Source organism: Paraburkholderia sp. 22098 (assembly GCF_052045935.1).
GTDB classification, from domain to species: Bacteria; Pseudomonadota; Gammaproteobacteria; order Burkholderiales; family Burkholderiaceae; genus Paraburkholderia; species Paraburkholderia caledonica.
This window is the reverse complement of sequence record NZ_JBQEPV010000002.1, coordinates 252,457-270,876: the sequence shown is the minus strand read 5'-3', so window position 1 is coordinate 270,876 and position 18,420 is coordinate 252,457. Positions and strand designations below refer to the sequence as shown.

The following is an 18,420-nucleotide window of genomic DNA, read 5'->3' as shown; positions in this document are numbered from 1 at the left end:
ACGAACCGCTGCTTGTATGGCCGTCCTGGTCCCTCGATAAGCCTTCAGGTGACGTTAATCTAACGGGATCGGACGGTTTAGACGAGAGCGCGTTTACACCGAATTTGCAGAGGATTTCGTTGCAGGCGAGTGCTCAGGGTAGAGGAAAACTGCGATCGAAACTCGCACGCACATCCAGATGCGCGCGAATCACGCTGGCTGCTTCGTAGGTGTCGGCGGTGCGCTGCTGCGCGGCCACGACGCTATCGTCGATGGCGACCGGATGCACCTGACCGCGCTGATAGACCGTCTTCAACACGTCGGTCGGCAAGCCGGTGACGCGCGACTGCATCGCCGCGACTTCATCGGGATGCGTGAGCGCCCAACGCTGCCCCGTCGCCACGCGCCGCAGAAAGTCGGCTAACTGTGCCCGCTTGGCCGCAATCGCGGCCTCGGTGGCGACCTGATAGCTGAGCCCTTCCGACAGACCCACGCCGTTCGCGATGATGCGGTCGTGATCGCGCGACTCGCCAAGCGCCGTGTACGGGTCCCAGACCGACCACGCATCGACGCTGCCCGAAGCAAGCGCGGCCTTGGCGTCGGCCGGCGCGAGGAACACAAACGTGACGTCGCTCGCGGACAGATTCGCCTTCTTCAGTGCCGCGAGCGCGAGGTAATGACCGATGGAGCCGCGCGTCGTGGCAAGGCGCTTTCCCTTGAGGTTTGCGACCTCGGTGAGCGGCGATTGCGGACCGACCACGATCGCGAGATCGAGTGGATTGGACCGCGTCGCGGCGACGGCCCGCACGCGCGCGCCGGCAGCGAGCGCAAACACGAGCGGCGCGTCTCCGAGTCCGCCGACATCCACGGCACCCGCATTCAACGCTTCGCCAAGCGGTTGCGCTGCCGGAAAGTTGAACCATTCGATCTTGTACGGCAGGTCTTTCAACTGGCCCGAGGCCTCAAGAATGCCGCGCGTTTGCAGCGATTGATCGCCGACCTTAAGCACGGGCAGATCGGCGGCATTCGATGCGCTTGCGAATAGCAAAGCGAGAATCGCCAGCACAGCGGCTGTGAGCGCTTTGACAAGCGCGCGTTGCAGCGCAGAGAACGTCGCAAAAAGAGAACCGGGTAGCGTCATGTGGAAGGCCTGCAAATGAGATTCCAGCGACGATAAGCGAGCGGCTCATTTAAGACAAACGCCTTATTCTGCTATGCAAATATGCGAATTTTTATTGCGTGCGAGGTTTGAAAGAATGGCCACGCGCGCGTTGTCAGACGCACGAAGCACCTCGCGGATCGTCATGAAGACACCCGCGTCTGCTTGATGAATCGCAGCAATCGGTCGAGAGGTTCGGCGCGGCGATCGAACGGCACTTCAAGGAGTGCGCGCACGCAACGCGCGTCTTGGGGCGCGCGGCGCGTCCAGGTTCTCACTGTGGCCGCTGGTACGTCGCCAGTTGGTGGTTTAGCCCGCGCTACGGCAGCCGCAGCGCGGGCTTGAACGCCAACGTCAGATCACATGAAATCCATGCGTGCCGTCGCGAGCCAGTTGCGCGACGAGCCCATACTCCCACTCGAGATAGGCGTTCATTGCTTCTCGCGCGTTATCGGTGCCTTCATATGGACGCCGATATCGATCGATGCGCGGCGACGCCAGCCGCGTCTCGCCGCTCTCCACGGGCAGACCCGCTTCGATCCACGCCGCCGTGCCGCCCGTGAGCACCTGCACCGGCTTGCCGGTCAACGCCGCCAACTCGGGCGCCGCGAAGCGCGCGAGCAGACTGCTGCCGCATGTGAGCACATAACGCTGGGCGTCCGGCAGCTTGTGCACCGCCCTCTCCAGATCACTGCGAATGGCGAACCACGCGCCTGGAATATGACGCTTTACATAGTTCGCGCTGCTCGTGACATCGAGTACGACCGTGCCCGGCGACTGCAGGAGCGCGGCGAGTTCCGCCGGCGCGATTTCGTCGGCGGCGGGTGGCTGGGGCGCGAGGCGCGCGGCAGGCGCCTGACCCTTTTCGGCGAAGTCGGCGGCGGTCAGACCGTCCACCACGTACACCTCGATGTTCATCTGCGCGAGCCACGACGCCGTCATGTTCGCACGCACGCCGTCGCTGTCCGCGAGGATCACGCGCGCACCGCGCACCGGCGCGAACATCTCGGTTTCCTGCACGAGCTGGCCGCCGGGCGCGTGGCGAAAGCCCGGCACATGGCCCGCTTCATATTCCTCTTGCGTGCGCACGTCGAAGCGGTACACGGTGCGTACCGCCTCGTCGGCCCAGCGGCGCGCTTCGTCGCGTGACGTGCGCCCTACCTTCGCGCGATCGGCGACCGCCCGCGCGCCGTCGGCGGCGACGAGGCGCAGCGTATCGTCGACGACCGGATGCGGCCGGCGCGAACTGCCGTGCGCAAGCGGCTGCCCGGCGAGGGTCCAGCCGATGGTGCCGTTGCGCAGCGCTGCGACCGGGTTCGGCACGCCCGCGTTGATGAGCGACTGCGCGCCGATGATGCTGCGCGTACGCCCCGCACAATTGACGATGATCCGCGTCGTGGGGTCCGGTGCGAGTTCACGCGCGCGCAGCACCAGTTCGGCACCCGGCACGCTGATGCTGCCGGGAATATTCATCGTCTGATATTCGTCGAAACGGCGCGCGTCGAGAACGACCACGTTTTCTTCGCGATCGAGCAGCGCCTGCACTTGCTGCGCCGGCAGCGACGGCGTGTGGCGCACGCTTTCCACCAGTTCGCCGAACGCTTTGCTCGGCACGTTGACGTCCTGGAACAGCTCACCGCCGGCCTTGCGCCAGCCTTGCAAACCGCCTTCGAGCAGCGCGACCCTGGTGTAGCCGAGGCCTGCCAGGCGCTCCGCCGCACGAGTGGCGAGCCCTTCGCCGTCGTCGAGCACGACAATGGGCACGTCGCGGCGCGGCAGGCGCACCGGTGCATCGAGTTCGAGCCGCGACAGCGGCAGGTCCGCGGCGAATAACGGATGACTGCGCGCGTGCGGATCTTCCTCGCGCACATCGACGAGCGCGATTTCCTCGCGTTCGAGCAGTGCGCGGCGCACGTCTGAATAAGATCGGGTACGTAAATCTTTTTCGAATGTCATGAGATCGGAGACTCCTTTGACACATTCCAGATGTTCGGCAACACGTCGTTCGAGTAGCCGGACACAAAATTTTTGCGGCCACCGCCGCACGGATAAACGGAGCGGCTTACCGCTCCGATATTTCCACCGTACACGTGAATGCTGATCGACGTACGGTCACCAAAAGCATTGCGCACGCGATGGATATCGCCGATGCGCGGCGACACCGCAGCCACGGCACCGGTATCGAGGCGCTGCGGTGCGCCCTCTTCGACCAGATCGCCATGCGGCGCGGCACGGTAATGCTGCGCAATTTCCGCGCCACGCAGCACGCCGATCAACCCCCAAACCGTATGATCGTGCACGGGCGTCGATTGCCCCGGCCCCCAGACAAAACTGACGATCGAAAAACGCTGCCGCGAGTCCGCATGCAATAGAAACTGCTGGTAGCGCTCGGGGTCGGGCCGCGCGAAAGCATCGGGCAGCCAGTCGTCGTGCGCAATCAGTTCGCGTAGCGCAACAGCGCCCGCTTCGAGCAGCGCGGCTTCGGGCGTTTCGTCGTCGACGAGCGACGCAATCCGGCCGACGAACGCGCGCAGCCGGTCATGCCTCAGAGTCTGGGTCATGGATAGCTTGACAGAATAATGTGGAAGTTCGGCGCGCGGGCGGCACTGGTCGCTTCGCGCACCTGCAGCGAGCGCCGCGTTGAAGATTGGGGTCCAAAGCGGTGCGAGTTCAGCACGCCGCTCGACTGTGGTTGCCCGCCCGTCGCCCGGCGTTGCGTACCTTAGCCCGCCTTTGTGCCATTTATCCGCGACATCGCGGCGGCGCCGCAGCAGCGCTGCGATCAACCGCGAGATTCCCGCGAAATTCCGGCAAAAGCGCTCAGGTCAGCACGTCGGGCTCCGCTTCCACGAGGCCTTCGAACAGGCTCTGAAAGGCGAACAAAGCGCCGTTCGCGCGGCCGACCTGCTCGTGCGTCAGCGCCGCCATCTCGTGAGGAATGGCTTGCGGCGCGCCGGCCGCTTCGGCGAGCAATTGCGCGTGGCAGGCGTTGTCGAGCGCGATGTACCACCAGGCCGCCGCTTCGACGCTCGGACCCGCCGTCAGGATGCCGTGATTTTTCAGAATCACCGCTTTGTTGCCTCCGAGCGCCGCAGCGATGCGCGCGCCCTCTTCGGTATCGAGCACGACGCCGCGGAAATCGTCGAACAATGCGTGGTCCTGGTAGAACGCGCAGGAATCCTGCGTCAGCGGATCGAGCTTGCGGCCGAGCGTGGACCACGCCTTGCCGTACAACGAATGCGTATGCGCGGCCGCGACCACCTCGGGACGTGCCTCGTGAATCGCCGCATGAATCGCAAAAGCGGCCTGATTCACGGGCCCCTCGCCGACCACGATCTCGCCTTGCGAATTGACGAGCAACAGATCGGATACGCGGATGCGCCCAAAGTGCTTGCCGAACGGATTGACCCAGAAGTGATCGGGCCATTCCGGATCGCGCGCGGTGATGTGACCGGCGAGCCCCTGATCGAAGCCGTAGCGTGCGAAGAGCCGAAACGCGACCGCGAGCCGCTCCTGACGGTAACGCCGCTCTTCGGCGACGCCTTCGCGCGGCGGCACGTCGTCGAACCAGAATTTACGCAGCGGCGCGTGGCGCCTGAACGTCGATGATTCGCCGTCGACCGCCGAGCGTTCGGCGGTCGGACGTGCGTGAGAAAGATCGGTCATCGCAACTCCGGTCATGCGGCCAAGGTCTCGGTCGTCGCGGCGCCCTGGGCTCCCTCGGCGCTACGCAAGCGCGCAATGCGTTCGCGCGTCGCGGGAATCAGCTCGCGCCCATAGTCGATCGCGTCTTCGAGCGGATCGAAGCCACGCACGAGAAAGGTGGAGACGCCCAGCGCGTAGTACTCGGCGAGCGTGTCGGCGACCTGTTGCGGCGTGCCGACCAGCGCGGTCGAATTCGACCGTCCGCCAATTTCCTTCGCGATGCCGGTCCACAAGCGTTCGTCGGCACGATCCGAATCGCCGGATGCCGCCAGCAAACGCCGCGCGCCTTCGCTTTGCGCGGGCCCGCCTACCCCGAGTCCTTGCGCCGCGCGCAGCCGTCTCGTTTCAGCGAGGATGTGATCGGCGCGCTCCCACGCGGCAGCTTCTGTCGCGGCGAGAATCGGCCGGAACGACACCGAGAAGCGCACTGTGCGACCGTGCTTCGCGGCTTCGGCGCGCACGCGCGTGACCTGCTCGCGCACTTGCGCCTTCGATTCGCCCCACAGTGCGTAGACATCCGCATGACGTCCGGCAATTTCGAGCGCAGGCGCCGACGCGCCGCCGAAATACACCGGAATGTGCGGCTGCTGCACCGGCTTCACTTCGGAAAAGCCCTGTTCGAAACGATAGTACTGCCCGTGGTGATCGAATGGCTTCGCGTCGGTCCAGATGCGACGCACGATGTTCAGATACTCGTCGGTGCGCGCATAGCGTTCGTCGTGCGAGAGGAAGTCGCCGTCGCGACGCTGTTCCGCGTCGTCGCCGCCCGAAATGATGTGCACGGCGAGCCGGCCGCCCGAATACTGGTCGAGCGTCGCCAGTTGGCGCGCGGCGAGAGTCGGCGCGACAAAGCCCGGGCGATGGGCGAGCATGAAATGCACCCTGCTCGTCACACTCGCGGCATGCGCGACGGTAAGCAGCGCATCGGGGCTCGTGGAATGGTGCGGCACGAGAATGCGGTCGAAGCCCGCCGCCTCATGCGCGCGGGCGAACTGCGCGACATAGCCGACGTCGACAGCGGGCCCTTGCGGCGCATGCGTTTCCGATACTTTCCGGGTCTGGATCATGCCGATGAATTCGATGGACACGCGAGTGCCTCCGTGAATGGTTGCTGCCCGGCGGGGCAGCGGCATCGCACGCAAAATGCCGTGCTCTCTGGAGGCGTTCAAGGTAGCAGCGCGTCATGCGCTTGTTAAATATCGATCGTCCATATCTATATCGACTTTGCATGTAACGGCGGCGCCGTCGCCTCGGTCCGCTTTGCACAGACAAACCCTTTCGCGAACGTGGGCATCGCGCCGCCATCAGCAGAAAGCCGAAAGCTTTGGGAGAATGTCCCATCGCGTGAAAGCGCCAGAAACAGCAAGCGAACAGACAATGATCCCTTTTTCGGTCCTCGACCTCTCGCCGGTCATCGCGGGCGCAACGCCCGCAGATGCCTTCAAGAACACCCTTGATCTCGCGCAGCATGCGGAACGGTGGAACTACCGCCGCTTCTGGCTCGCGGAGCATCACAACATGACCGGCATTGCGAGTGCGGCGACCTCGGTCGTGATCGGTTATGTGGCTGGCGGCACGAAGACGATTCGCGTCGGCTCCGGCGGCGTCATGCTGCCGAATCACGCGCCGCTCGTGATCGCGGAACAGTTCGGCACGCTCGAGTCGTTGTATCCCGGCCGGATCGATCTCGGCCTTGGCCGCGCGCCGGGCACGGACCAATCCACGGCACGCGCGCTGCGCCGCGATTTGCAGAACAGCGCGGACTCTTTCCCCGACGACGTCGCCGAATTGCAGCGCTATTTCGCGGACCCGGTCTCAGGCCAACGGATTCGCGCGGTGCCCGGCGCGGGGTTGCATGTGCCGCTGTGGCTGCTGGGGTCGTCGCTCTTCAGCGCGCAACTCGCCGCAGCGCTCGGCTTGCCTTTTGCGTTCGCGTCGCACTTTGCACCGGATTACCTGCTGACAGCGCTGCAGGTTTATCGCTCGCAGTTCCGGCCATCGGAGACGCTCGACAAGCCCTACGCGATGGTCGGCGTGAACCTCTTCGCAGCGGATACCAATGACGAAGCGCAGCGTCTTTTCACGTCGCTTCAGCAGCAGTTCATCAACTTGCGGCGCGGCACGCCGGGGCAATTGCAGCCGCCGGTGGAGCGGCTAGCGGCTTCGGAGATGGAATTGAACTCGGTCGCGCATTCGCTCGCATGCACGGCGATCGGCGATCGCGATGCGGTGCGCGAGGGGCTGAAGTCGATCATCGATCAAACCGGTGCCGACGAACTGATGCTCACCGCGCAAATCTACGATCACAAGGCGCGACTGCGGTCGTTCGAGATCGGCGCGGAAATTCATGAGGAACTCGCCGGCGGAAAGTAAACCGCAACTGGATGAACAAAGGGCGGCGCATACGCGACCGCCCTTTTTCTTTATTGCACTTTTCTTGTGACCCGTCGGGTCTGCTTCAACCTTTACCGGCTCAACGGTTCACCTTTAGCGCCGCCATTCCGTCGAGCAGCGCCTTATGAAAAGCCTGCGGGTCCTGCATCTGCGGTGCATGGCCCAGGTCGGCGAATTCAACCAGCGTCGCATGAGGGATCGCTTTGGCCGCGGCTTTACCCAACTCGGGATAGTGGCCGATCTTCGCACGCACCTCGGGTGACGCCGCGTCCTTCCCAATGGCCGTCGTGTCCTTCTGGCCGATCAGCAGCAGCGTCGGCATCTGCAACTGGCCGAATTCATAAACAACAGGCTGCGTGTAGATCATGTCGTACAACAACGCCGAATTCCACGCGACGATCTGCTTACCCTGTCCTCGGTACATGCCCGCCAGCATCTGCACCCACGGCTCGTAGTCCGCGCGCCACTGGCCTGCGTAATAGGTCGACTGTTCGTACCGGCGAATGCCGTCGGCGGTGGTCTTCAACTCGCGCTGGTACCACTGGTCCACCGACAGCGACGGCACACCCTTCGCCTTCCAGTCTTCGAGACCGATCGGATTGGCAAGCACCAGTTGCTGCGTCTCCTGCGGATACATGAGCGCGTAACGCACGGCAAGCATGCCGCCGGTCGAATGACCAATGATGGTCGCGTCCTTCACGCCCAGCGATTCGAGCAGCGCGTGCGTGTTGCGCGCCAGTTGCTGAAAACTGTACTGGTAATGCTCGGGCTTGCTCGACTTGCAAAAGCCGATCTGGTCCGGCGCGATCACGCGATAGCCGGCGTCGCTCAGACGATGAATCGTCGTGGCCCACGTCGCCGCGCAAAAGTTCTTGCCGTGCAGAAGTACTGCTGTGCGGCCGTTCGCGTGCGCCGGTTTAACGTCCATATACGCCATGTGCAATGCAACGCCTTGCGAAGTGAACGCGTATTGCTGGACCGGCGCAGGATAGTCGAAGCCTTCCAACTCGGGCCCATAGGCCGGGCCGTCGTTGCCGACCGGCTGAGCGGACTCGCTCGCAACGCTGGCCGGTGCGAGTTGCGACATAACGGACGGGGCCGTCGACGCGTTGTTCGGGGATGCGTCGGAAGCAGCGCGTACCGCGACCGGTGCAACGCAGAACGTGGCGGCGCTCAATGCGGCAAGCAGGGAAAGGCGGTGAAAGGTCATCGACATTTTTGCATGGTTGGTTTTACGTTCACGGGCCGCCGCAAGCACCCACAGGCTTGCTCGCCGGCCGCCGAAGATTCTACGACGGCTCCGTCAGCCGCGCAGCGGCGCAGCGGCGCACGCAGCGCCAGCCGCGCCACAGCGCGCCGCCAAGTGGCACGCATATTGCGCGGCGAACCTCGCAGGCTATGTGGCGTGGCGTACGGAGCGCGGGCGCCCAACGGTCGATCGTTCGCAGTTGGGCGCGCGGCGCCTCGCGCACGACAAACGTCGCCCGCGCGAGGCGAATCGGTGCTAGAACTACGGGACGGGCTCGCCAGTGCAGCGACCCGGCAGTGGGACTGGATATGCAGAGCCGGGCAACCGGCATCAGCGGGGAACGGTAACAAGTAGCAAGTAACGGATTGCATCGCGCCGTAAAGAGGACGGGCATGTGACCGGAGTACGCGGAAGCGCGAAGTTTGGTCCATCGTGGGGAAAGCGCTTGGACCGGACTAAGCGCTAAAGCGCCAAGTCCGGTCGACCGCGATAAAACTGCATGGGACCGGACTAAGCGCTAAAGCGCCAAGTCCGGTCGACCGCGATAAAACTGCATGGGACCGGACTAAGCGCTAAAGCGCCAAGTCCGGTCGACAAAGGAGACGGACATGGATACTCCGGCACGGCTGAACGACCTTCAACGCACTACCCTCGCCATCGTCCTCGCCGGCGGACGAGGCACGCGGCTCGGACCGCTCACCAACAAACGCGTCAAGCCCGCCGTGCACTTCGGCGGTAAGTACAGGATCATCGACTTCGCACTGTCGAACTGTCTGAACTCAGGCATCCGGCGTATCGCCGTCGTCACACAGTACAAAGCCCACTCGCTATTGCGCCACCTGCAGCGCGGCTGGAGCTTTCTGCGCGGCGAGTTCGGCGAATTCATCGACCTGTGGCCCGCGCAGCAGCGCGTGGAAGGCGCGCACTGGTATCGCGGCACCGCCGACGCCGTGTTCCAGAACCTCGACATCATCCGCTCCATCCGCCCCAAGTACGTGGTCGTGCTGGCGGGCGACCACATCTACAAGATGGACTACACGCGCATGATCGCGGATCACGCCGATAGCGGCGCGGATTGCACGGTCGGCTGCATCGAGGTGCCGCGCATGGACGCGGTGGCCTTCGGCGTCATGGCCGTCGACGAAAACCGTCGCGTGGTCGGCTTCGTGGAAAAACCCGCCGACCCGCCCGCAATACCTGGCCGCCCGGACACCGCATTGGCGAGCATGGGCATTTACGTGTTCAACGCGGACTACCTGTACTCGCTGCTGGAGGAAAACATCTCGACCGTCGATACGGATCACGACTTCGGCAAGGACATCCTGCCGCGCGTCGTCACGCAAGGCACGGCGATCGCGCATCCGTTCGGCATGTCGTGCGTATCGTCGGACCCGAACGTGGAGCCGTACTGGCGCGACGTCGGCACCATCGACGCCTATTGGGCCGCCAACCTCGATCTCGCGTCCACGATTCCGACGCTCGACCTCTATGACCGCAGCTGGCCGATCTGGACGTATCAGGAACAGCTGCCGCCCGCCAAGTTCGTGCGGGATCTGAAGGGTCTGCAAGGTTCCGGCAACAATCTTCTCGCATGCGGCGGCTGTGTGATCTCGGGTTCGCAGATTTCGCGCTCGGTGTTGTCGTCGAATGTGAAAGTGAGTTCGTTCTGTAACATCAATGAGGCAGTCTTGTTGCCGCAGGTCACGGTCGGCGCGAGTTGCCGCTTGCAGAAAGTGGTGGTGGACCGCGGCTGCGCGATCCCGGACGGCACGGTGATCGGCGAAGATCCGGTGGCCGACGCCGAGCGTTTTTATCGCACCGACGACGGCGTCGTGCTCGTCACGCCCGAATCGCTGCGGCAGGAAGCGACCTGAGTCCGACCGGCTGCGTGCCGCTTGCCGTAGCTTCACCCGGCGCGGCGCGCGGCCAGTATTGCGAGCATTCCCCGACCATCAATCAAGGAATCCAATTTAGCCTATGACGATTCGCGCCCTGCACGTCGCAAGCGAGCTGTATCCCCTCCTGAAAACAGGCGGTCTCGCCGACGTCGCGGGCGCGTTGCCGTCCGCGCTGGTCGAGCGCGGCGCCGATGTCCGCGTGCTGCTGCCCGGCTTCCCGTCGGTGGTTGCCGGCTTGCACGACGTGCGGCCGGTCGCCCAGCTAGGCACCCGTTTCGGTGCGCCGGGCGTCACCCTCGAACAGGGAACGCTGCCGTCGAACGGACTGATCGTCTACACGATCCGTGCGGCCTCGCTGTATGACCGGCCCGGCAATCCCTATCTGAACGACGAGCACGTGCCATACGGCGACAACGCGCAGCGTTTCGCACTGCTCGGCTGGGTCGCCGCGCAACTCGCGCAACAGCTCGATCCGGCCTGGTCGCCGCAGATCGTCCACGCGCACGACTGGCATGCGGGACTCGCCGCCGCCTATCTGAAAGCCGCCGAAAGGCAGCATGGCCGGGCGCTCGCGCGCAGCGTCTTTACGGTGCACAACCTCGCGTATCAAGGCGTTTTCCCCGCGCATCAGTTCGGCCAGCTCGGCCTGCCCGACGATTTTTTCAGCATGTATGGCGTCGAATTCTATGGGCAGCTGTCGTTTCTGAAGGCGGGGCTTTACTACAGCGACCGCATCACGACCGTAAGCCCCACGTACGCCCGCGAAATTCAGACGCTGGCTCAAGGCGGCGGGCTCGACGCTCTTTTACGCAACCGCTCGCACGACCTGTCCGGCATTCTGAACGGCGTCGACTATACGGTGTGGAACCCGGCGAGCGACGCGCTCCTCGAGAATCGCTACACCTCCACGCGGCTCGCCGGGAAACTGGCTTGCAAGGAGGCGTTGCAAAAACGCTTCGGTCTCGCGCAGAAATCCGACGCGCTGCTGTTCGGCGTAGTGAGCCGCCTCACAGAGCAAAAAGGCCTCGACCTGCTGCTCGAAACCGTGCCGGAAATTGTCAAACGCGGCGGCCAGCTGGTCGTATTCGGCACCGGCGACCCGGCGCTCGAGAACGGCCTGAAACGTGTCGCGCAGACGCATCCCGATTCGGTCGCGGTGGAGCTTGGCTTCGACGAAAAGCTCGCGCATACGATCATCGCGGGCAGCGACGTGGTCGCCGTGCCATCGCGTTTCGAGCCCTGCGGGCTGACACAGCTTTACGCGCTCGCCTACGGTTCGCTGCCGCTCGTGCATTGCGTTGGCGGTCTCGCGGACACCGTGGTGGACGCATCGCTCGAAAATCTCGCCGAAGATCTCGCCACCGGTTTTGTCTTCGAGCACTTCCAGCCGCGCGGGCTCACCGCCGCGATTCGCCGGGCGTTCGCGCTCTATGGCCGGCGCACCGAATGGAAAGCGGCGCAGCGGCGCGCGATGCGCCAGGACTTCGGCTGGGGCGCTTCCGCAGACCGTTACCTGGCGCTGTATCGCGAGCTTTGCTGAGGCGGTGCCTGCCTGAATGGCCGGGCCGCAAACAGCGCGGCGCCGCACATCTTTGGTGATGGTTCGGCGCAACAGCACGGGGACGGATCAACTGCCCCGCGTCAAACTCATGTATTGTTTCCTGACGATGCAGACCGTGCATTATTCTTGCAGCGTCTGAAGCAGTCCTGCGCGCGCGGCATTCGGCTCATGCCGAGGCACCGTCGCCGCGCATCCCTCCCGTTTTCACCGATCGCGCACGAACGACTGCGCGAGCCATACCATGACGAAGAACGTTCTGAGCATTCAGTCACATGTCGTTTTCGGGCACGCGGGCAACAGCGCCGCCGTCTTCCCGATGCGTAGGCTTGGCGTGAACGTGTGGCCGCTGAACACCGTGCAGTTCTCGAACCACACGCAGTACGGCCATTGGACCGGCACGGCGATCAATGCCGCGCAGATGGAAGAACTCGCCGAGGGCATCGGCGCCATTGGCATGCTGCCGCGTTGCGACGCCGTGCTCTCGGGCTACCTCGGCACGCCGGAACAGGCACAATCGGTACTGGAAATCGTCAAGGCCGTAAAGGCCGCGAATCCCCGCGCGTGGTACTTCTGCGATCCGGTGATGGGTGCGGCGAGCGGCTGCAAGGTCGAGCCGGGCATCCAGGAATTCCTCGTGAACACCATGCCGGAGATGGCCGACGCCATGGCGCCGAACCATACCGAGTTGCAGCGGCTCGTTGGCCGCGAGATCGAGACGCTCGAAGAAGCCGTCACCGCGTGCCGCGAGATCATCGCGCGCGGGCCGAAGCTCGTGCTGGTCAAACATCTGCTCGATCGCAACAGTCCCGCCGATCGTTTCAACATGCTGGTGGTGACCGAGCGCGAGGCGTGGATGTGCCAGCGCCCGCTCTATCCGTTCGCGCGGCAACCGGTAGGCGTCGGCGATCTGACGAGCGCGGTGTTCGTCGCTCGCACGCTGCTGGGCGATACGATTCGCGCGGCGTTCGAGCACACGCTCGCGGCAGTCAACGCCGTCGTCAAGCTGACCTGGCAAGCCGGGCGCTACGAGCTCGAACTGGTGGCCGCGCAAAACGAAATAGCGCAGCCCCGCGAATGGTTCGACGCATGGGTGGCGGAGACCGCATAGGCGCTGCGCTCGCCGCAGGCGGCAACGCGATGCTTTGCGCCGCACGGAACCTTGGCGGCCTGCCGGTCGTCCTATAATGCGTGCCGCGTGCGCGAAGCAACGCCTCACGCGCGCAGCAACTTTTTCAGGCACCGGCATTTCAGCAGACGAGGCATCGATGGACGGTTATATCCGCAGCGAGCGGGAAGAGTATTTCGAGCAGTTGTGTATCAGCGTCGACGCGGACGAGGTGCACGAACAGGAAGCCATCGAGTTCTTCGAGAACCAGTTCGACCAGGCCGACTTCGATCCCACGCAGTGGCTCGACATCGCGCTTTACTACTCGCCAGCCGTGGCGCGCGGCATCATCGACATGGTGACGCCCGACGACAAGGCGCGCAGCAACATCGCCGAAGTGATCGCCGACAACCTCGACATCTCCTATGGCGAAGACGAGTGCGAGCAGTTTGCCGAGACCATCGAGTTCGCGCTGAACAACGGCGTGCCAGTGGATCTCGACCTTGTGCTCGACGGCTGCCAGCGCGCGATCGACGATCTCGACACATGGGCTGACGACGAAACCAAGGCGCCCCTGCTGCGTCTGCGCGAAGAAGTGCTGCGCCAGCAAGGCGAGCGCTAGAGCCGGGCGCACCGCTCGACGCAACAAGCGTTGCATTGCGTCGAGTCTGTCTTTACTCACCGCCGCTGCATGCCGCCCAGACGCGGCACCACGCCCGCACATGCCCTAAACGTTTCCCCTACGTCTCTTAAGCATGTGCGGTAATCCGCATCCCCGCCCTGCCGCGCGTTACGCGCCCCGCCTGCACGCGCGCGGCTTATGCCGAAATTCTCATCCAAAGCGCAGCGAACTGCCAAGACGGCGGCATATTGGCTTTCTATATTCGCGCCACATGACCGGCGTGCAAACCCGAGTGCGCGTATTCCAGCATTGTGTATCGCGAGCCATCCTCTTTAGTCTCTCGTTGCAAGCCGGACACACATCACAGCCTTGCCGCTTTCATAACCTGGAACTGTCGAAGTAAGGAGAGACCATGAGTTTTAACAACACGCTCAAACCGCTTGCTCTGTTCGTTGGCGCCATGATCGCAGGCGCGCCGCTCGCCAGTTTCGCCGACGACCTGCCGGTGAAGATCGGTTTCGCCGCGCCGATGACCGGGGCCAATGCCGGCTACGGCAAGGATCTCGAGAACGGAGTCCGGCTTGCTATCGAGGAAGCCAACGCGCAGAAGATCAAGATCGGCGACAAGGTCGCGCAGTTCCAGATCGTCTCGCAGGACGACCAGGCGGACCCGCGCATCGGCGTGCAGGTCGCGCAGAAGCTGGTGGATGCGGGGGTTTCGGTGGTGGTCGGCCACTTCAACTCGGGCACGACGATTCCCGCCTCGCAGGTTTATGAGCAGGCCGGCATCCCGGTCATCGACCCCGCCGCGACGAACCCGATCATTACCGGCCGGGGCTTTGCAAACACCTTCATGGTGATTTCCACGGACGCGCAAAATGCCGGCAACGCAGGCGTCTACGCGGTCGAGGTGTCGAAGGCGAAACGCATTGCGATCATCGACGACCGCACCGCATTTGGCCAGGGCGAAGCCGACGAGTTCGAGAAGGCAGTCAAGGCACATGGCGGCAACATCGTCGCGCGCGAATACACCGACAATCACGCAGTCGACTTCAGCACGCAGATCACCAAGATCAAGGCGGCGAACGCGGACCTGATCTTCTTCGGCGGACTCGACACGCAGGCCGCGGGCTTCGCGAGGCGCATGAAGCAACTCGGCGTGACGGCGCAACTGGTGGGCGGCGGCGGCGTCGAGGATCCGGAGTTCATCAAGCTTGCCGGCGACGCAGCCGAAGGCGTGATGGCCTGGGAATACGGCCGTCCGCTCGCGCAACTGCCGGGCGGCAAGGACTTCTCCGCGAAGTTCAAGAAGCGCTTTGGCGGCGAGATCCTGTCGTATGCGCCGTTCGGCTACGACGGAGCGTGGGCCGCGATCAAGGCCATGCAGCAGGCCAAATCGACCTCGCCCGCCGACTACCGGCCGGTTCTCAAGGCAATCGACTTCGAAGGCGTGACCGGCAAGATCTCGTTCGACAACACCGGCGCGCTGAAAAGCGGCGCATCGACGCTCTATCAGGTCAAGAACGGCACGTGGGTTCCGATCGTGACCAAGAGCGGCTCCTGAGCGCGGCGCTACTTCGCGTTTGCGGCCCCCGCAAGCTTCGCGGCCTTGACGACGATTTGCGCGTCAAGGTCGCGCTCGATCCGCACAAGATCGTCTTTGATCTGGGCAAACTCCGCGGGGGAGCACATCTGGTGTCCGAAGGCGGCGTGCAGTTGGCGCCTGATCTGCAGCACGCGTGCCTCGCGGTCGAACACATAGCGCGACGAAAAAGTCAGAAGCCGGTTCTGCACGTCGGTGTCGGCGGGCATATCGGTCACGTTGGCGAAGCGCGGCAGCGTGATTTCCAGTGTCTCGTCGAAGTCTCCGCCGATGCATGCCCACGGCTGCGTGCGCACCGGCTCCGCGAGCCACGCCTGCACCTGCGAGCCCATGCCGCCTGAGAAGCTCGTGAGCGTCGGCATGGCCGTGGTGCCGTCGGTCCATACGAAATGCTCGACCTTGCCCTGCACCCACGTCGCGAACGGCCCGTCGGTCACCGCAACTTCGCCGGTACGTAACTGCGCGGTGCCATGCAGGCCGGTCTGCAACAGACGGTTGGCGGCAATCTGTTGCGTGCGCTGACGCGAAGCGCGTCGAAAGACATTGCGTTCGATCTCCGCAGTAAAGCCCGCGTCTTCGACCCGGTACGCGTAGTCGGCAGTGCCGTTTTCGTCGACGTCGATCTGCACGCGCGCGCGCCGCTCGCGCACCTGAGTGGCCGGCGTGCGCGATAGCACGCCCTCGCCGACCAGCAGCACCGGTCTGTCCATCGCCGCCGCCGGCAGATAACCGAAGCCCACGCCGCCCGCCGTCGTGTCCGCGTACAGCGAAAGATCAGGAATCCAGACGATCGCATGATTGATCGCGCTCGCGCCATAGCCCGGCACGTCCGGCAAGCTGTAGTACGGCCCGAGATTGAGCAGGACGGCCTCGCTGCGGATGCCGACGGCGGCCAGCAACGCGCTGTAAAGCGCGACGTGATCCTTGCAGTCGCCATAACGGTTACGCAGGATGTCAGCCGCCTTGTGCGGAATCGCCGCCGTCTCGCCCAGAAAAAGTGCGACGTAGCGGATATTCATGCGTACCCAGTCGTAAAGGATGTGCGCCTTCTCGCGGGGATCGGCGGTACGCGCGGTGAGCGACTGTGCAAGCTGCACGATGGACGGATCGTTGAAGGTGGCGTCGGCCGCGGGTCCGCGGTAACGTGCGGCGAAGCTCGCGAAGTCGGGCACGGTCGACACCATCAGACGATCGCCCCAATTCGCGTAGCCGACGGCGCCCGCTTCGAGCCGCGCATACGGTCCGTGCCGGTAGTCGAATTCGTAGCGTGTGCGGCCGTTCGCCGTGACCGGCGGCAACGCGGTATAGCCACGCGCGTCGGCGTAGAGCGGCACGTCGGCGGGAAGATCGAAGATCAGGCGCTGTTCCTCGACGGGTTCGCTCGTCGGCTCTACGAGGTAGGCGAAGGTACCCGCCTGCAACGGCTTCGCGCGCGTCTTGCGAAACGTGAGATGCACGCGCGAACCGGGCTCGACGCCGGGAAAAATCACCGTGCGCAACACGCCGTCCTGAAAGCTCGGCGCGCCCGCCGAGCGCGGCTCCTGAATATCGCGGATCGCTTCTGGACCAACCGCGTGCGTCGCGCCGTCGGCGTCGATCGTCTCGGCCGCGAGCAGTTGCACCTGCTCGATGTCCTTGTTGAACCACACATAGCGTTGTGCGATGTCGTCCACGCCGCTCGTCGTGTTCGCGCGCAGCACGCTGTCGTCGTGTTCCTCGATAGAACCGTCTTTCTGGATCGTGAAGAGATGGACGTCGCGCTCAGTCGTGTAAGGCGCACGGTCGTCGCCGGATGGGTCCGATCGCGTGTCTGCGGCAAAAGCGGTAGCGGCCGCCGCGCACAAGGCAAGCGCGGCGGCGATGTGCAGGCACGCCCGGTAGCGCATCATCAACAATGTTCCCCGCGCCGCCAATCAATCATCAATCGCCTTCACCGAGTTGGCCGAGCAGAGCCTGCAATCTCTCGACATGCCTGAGCAGCAGATGCCGATGTTTCTCGATCTGCTCGAGCCGCCCCGCAAGATCGGCCTGGATCGGATCGTCCGCATCCGCGGCGGCGATCACGTCTTCCACTCTCGATCGCAACGACGCGAGTTCAACCGGCGCATGCACGATGTGCCGCTCGAAACGCCGAACCTCCTGCACCGCGAGTTCACGGACCTTGCGAAAATACGCCTGGCGTCGATGCGCTTCGGCGTCGATGCTTTCGTCTTCGATGCGTCTGGCAGGCGACGCCTGGCCGAAAATCGGTTCAGGCGGACGCAGCACCGTCTTCTTCCGCACGGGATGCGCGGTGCCGCGAAACCGCGCGAGGGGCTGTTCATTGTCGATCGCCTCGCGCGCGTTGGGCGGGATCTCGGCTTCGGTATGCGGCGTGTTCATCCAGCCATTCGGCAGACCCGTCACCGCTTCTATGCCACGTACGAACTCCTCGCTGAATTCGCGCTGGCCGGACAACATCAACTTCAGGTAGCTCGCGGAGAAAGTCATCATGCGTGCGAGACGACTGGCCGCGCCGACCTCGCGCGTCAACAGCACGAGATTCGCGCGCCAGACCGGGAGCAGCAATTCGTCGGAATCTTCCATCGCTGGGTCTTCCATCTTTTGCCCGATGTAAAGACGACGCCATTGCGAGCGTCATCGTTTTGAAAGGGTAGCCGTTGCACGGCCTCACTGGCAAGCGGCGCACGCGATCGCACACGAGCCGTGAATCGACCCGGCTTGCATCGCTCAATGTCAATGCACGTAGCCGTTTTACCTTCGCCGCGCTGTTCGACACGTTGCATCGGGACGACGTTCCTGCTCCGCGCGCGCCGATGTGGCATGCTTGCAAACCGTGCGGCATAGGTCGTGCTGCACCGCGAGTTTCCCAACATTGATTAAGGGTTTTGTAATGAAGAAAATTGTTCTGGCCATTGCCGCAGCCGCCGCTGCTCTCAGCGCAATCGCTCCCGCACAAGCTTATGAGCATCACCACCACCAGGTGTGCCATAAGGTGCGCGTGCATCATCACTGGGAACGCCACTGCCGCTAATCGTTGCCCTCACATCGAGGGACACGACGGCCGCCGCGAACGCCTCGCATCGCACGCGTCGCGCGCATCGCAAAGCCCCGCTACTTGCGGGGCTTTTTTTATCGACGGATT

Annotated in this window: 14 protein-coding genes; 6 read left to right on the top strand and 8 right to left on the bottom strand. The window is 64.0% G+C overall.

What is annotated here, in order from left to right; genetic code table 11:
* Positions 1-133: 133 nt before the first annotated feature.
* The 5 genes from ACTJLB_RS04630 to ACTJLB_RS04610 all read right to left on the bottom strand — a co-directional run bounded on the left by ACTJLB_RS04630 (position 134) and on the right by ACTJLB_RS04610 (position 5,931).
* Entirely contained in the window at positions 134-1,120 is a 987-nt protein-coding gene (locus ACTJLB_RS04630; protein ID WP_440782608.1) for an ABC transporter substrate-binding protein, read from the bottom strand.
* 372 nt (positions 1,121-1,492) lie between these two features.
* The gene (locus tag ACTJLB_RS04625; protein WP_440782607.1) at positions 1,493-3,094 is read right to left on the bottom strand and encodes a rhodanese-related sulfurtransferase; all 1,602 of its coding nucleotides are present in this window, start codon (positions 3,092-3,094) and stop codon (positions 1,493-1,495) included.
* Positions 3,091-3,699, bottom strand: a complete 609-nt coding sequence (locus ACTJLB_RS04620) for a cysteine dioxygenase (protein ID WP_087750353.1) — start codon at positions 3,697-3,699, stop codon at positions 3,091-3,093. The genes ACTJLB_RS04625 and ACTJLB_RS04620 overlap by 4 nt, the downstream gene beginning before the upstream one ends.
* 259 nt (positions 3,700-3,958) lie before the next feature.
* Positions 3,959-4,804: a class II aldolase/adducin family protein gene (locus tag ACTJLB_RS04615; RefSeq protein ID WP_088175127.1), complete on the bottom strand. Its 846-nt coding sequence runs from the start codon at positions 4,802-4,804 to the stop codon at positions 3,959-3,961.
* Between the two features lie 11 nt (positions 4,805-4,815).
* Positions 4,816-5,931, bottom strand: coding sequence for an LLM class flavin-dependent oxidoreductase (locus tag ACTJLB_RS04610; protein ID WP_087750346.1), 1,116 nt, complete (start codon positions 5,929-5,931; stop codon positions 4,816-4,818).
* Between the two features lie 289 nt (positions 5,932-6,220).
* On the opposite strand from ACTJLB_RS04610, the gene ACTJLB_RS04605 reads away from it, so the two are divergent.
* Positions 6,221-7,216, top strand: a complete 996-nt coding sequence (locus tag ACTJLB_RS04605) for an LLM class flavin-dependent oxidoreductase (protein ID WP_027805161.1) — start codon at positions 6,221-6,223, stop codon at positions 7,214-7,216.
* A gap of 100 nt (positions 7,217-7,316) precedes the next feature.
* Here ACTJLB_RS04605 and ACTJLB_RS04600 read toward each other — a convergent pair whose 3' ends face one another.
* Positions 7,317-8,453 carry an alpha/beta fold hydrolase gene (locus tag ACTJLB_RS04600; protein WP_440782606.1) on the bottom strand — a complete coding sequence of 379 codons (1,137 nt, stop codon included), beginning with the start codon at positions 8,451-8,453 and terminating at the stop codon, positions 7,317-7,319.
* Positions 8,454-9,094: 641 nt separating this feature from the next.
* Between ACTJLB_RS04600 and glgC the strand changes: the two genes are divergently transcribed.
* The 5 genes from glgC to ACTJLB_RS04575 all read left to right on the top strand — a co-directional run bounded on the left by glgC (position 9,095) and on the right by ACTJLB_RS04575 (position 15,236).
* Positions 9,095-10,360, top strand: a complete 1,266-nt coding sequence (glgC, locus tag ACTJLB_RS04595) for a glucose-1-phosphate adenylyltransferase (RefSeq protein ID WP_020069872.1) — start codon at positions 9,095-9,097, stop codon at positions 10,358-10,360.
* A gap of 103 nt (positions 10,361-10,463) precedes the next feature.
* Positions 10,464-11,924: a glycogen synthase GlgA gene (gene glgA, locus ACTJLB_RS04590; RefSeq protein WP_288827578.1), complete on the top strand. Its 1,461-nt coding sequence runs from the start codon at positions 10,464-10,466 to the stop codon at positions 11,922-11,924.
* A 262-nt stretch (positions 11,925-12,186) separates the two neighbouring features.
* Entirely contained in the window at positions 12,187-13,053 is an 867-nt protein-coding gene (gene pdxY, locus ACTJLB_RS04585; protein ID WP_020069874.1) for a pyridoxal kinase PdxY, read from the top strand.
* Positions 13,054-13,210: 157 nt separating this feature from the next.
* On the top strand, positions 13,211-13,672 hold the full coding sequence (locus ACTJLB_RS04580) for a hypothetical protein (RefSeq protein WP_020069875.1): 462 nt from the start codon (positions 13,211-13,213) through the stop codon (positions 13,670-13,672).
* 412 nt (positions 13,673-14,084) lie between these two features.
* On the top strand, positions 14,085-15,236 hold the full coding sequence (locus tag ACTJLB_RS04575; RefSeq protein ID WP_408416987.1) for a branched-chain amino acid ABC transporter substrate-binding protein: 1,152 nt from the start codon (positions 14,085-14,087) through the stop codon (positions 15,234-15,236).
* Between the two features lie 8 nt (positions 15,237-15,244).
* Here ACTJLB_RS04575 and ACTJLB_RS04570 read toward each other — a convergent pair whose 3' ends face one another.
* Both ACTJLB_RS04570 and ACTJLB_RS04565 read right to left on the bottom strand, forming a co-directional pair.
* Entirely contained in the window at positions 15,245-17,164 is a 1,920-nt protein-coding gene (locus ACTJLB_RS04570; protein ID WP_440782605.1) for a DUF3857 domain-containing transglutaminase family protein, read from the bottom strand.
* Between the two features lie 31 nt (positions 17,165-17,195).
* Entirely contained in the window at positions 17,196-17,861 is a 666-nt protein-coding gene (locus tag ACTJLB_RS04565) for a hypothetical protein (RefSeq protein WP_020069878.1), read from the bottom strand.
* Between the last annotated feature and the right edge of the window lie 559 nt (positions 17,862-18,420).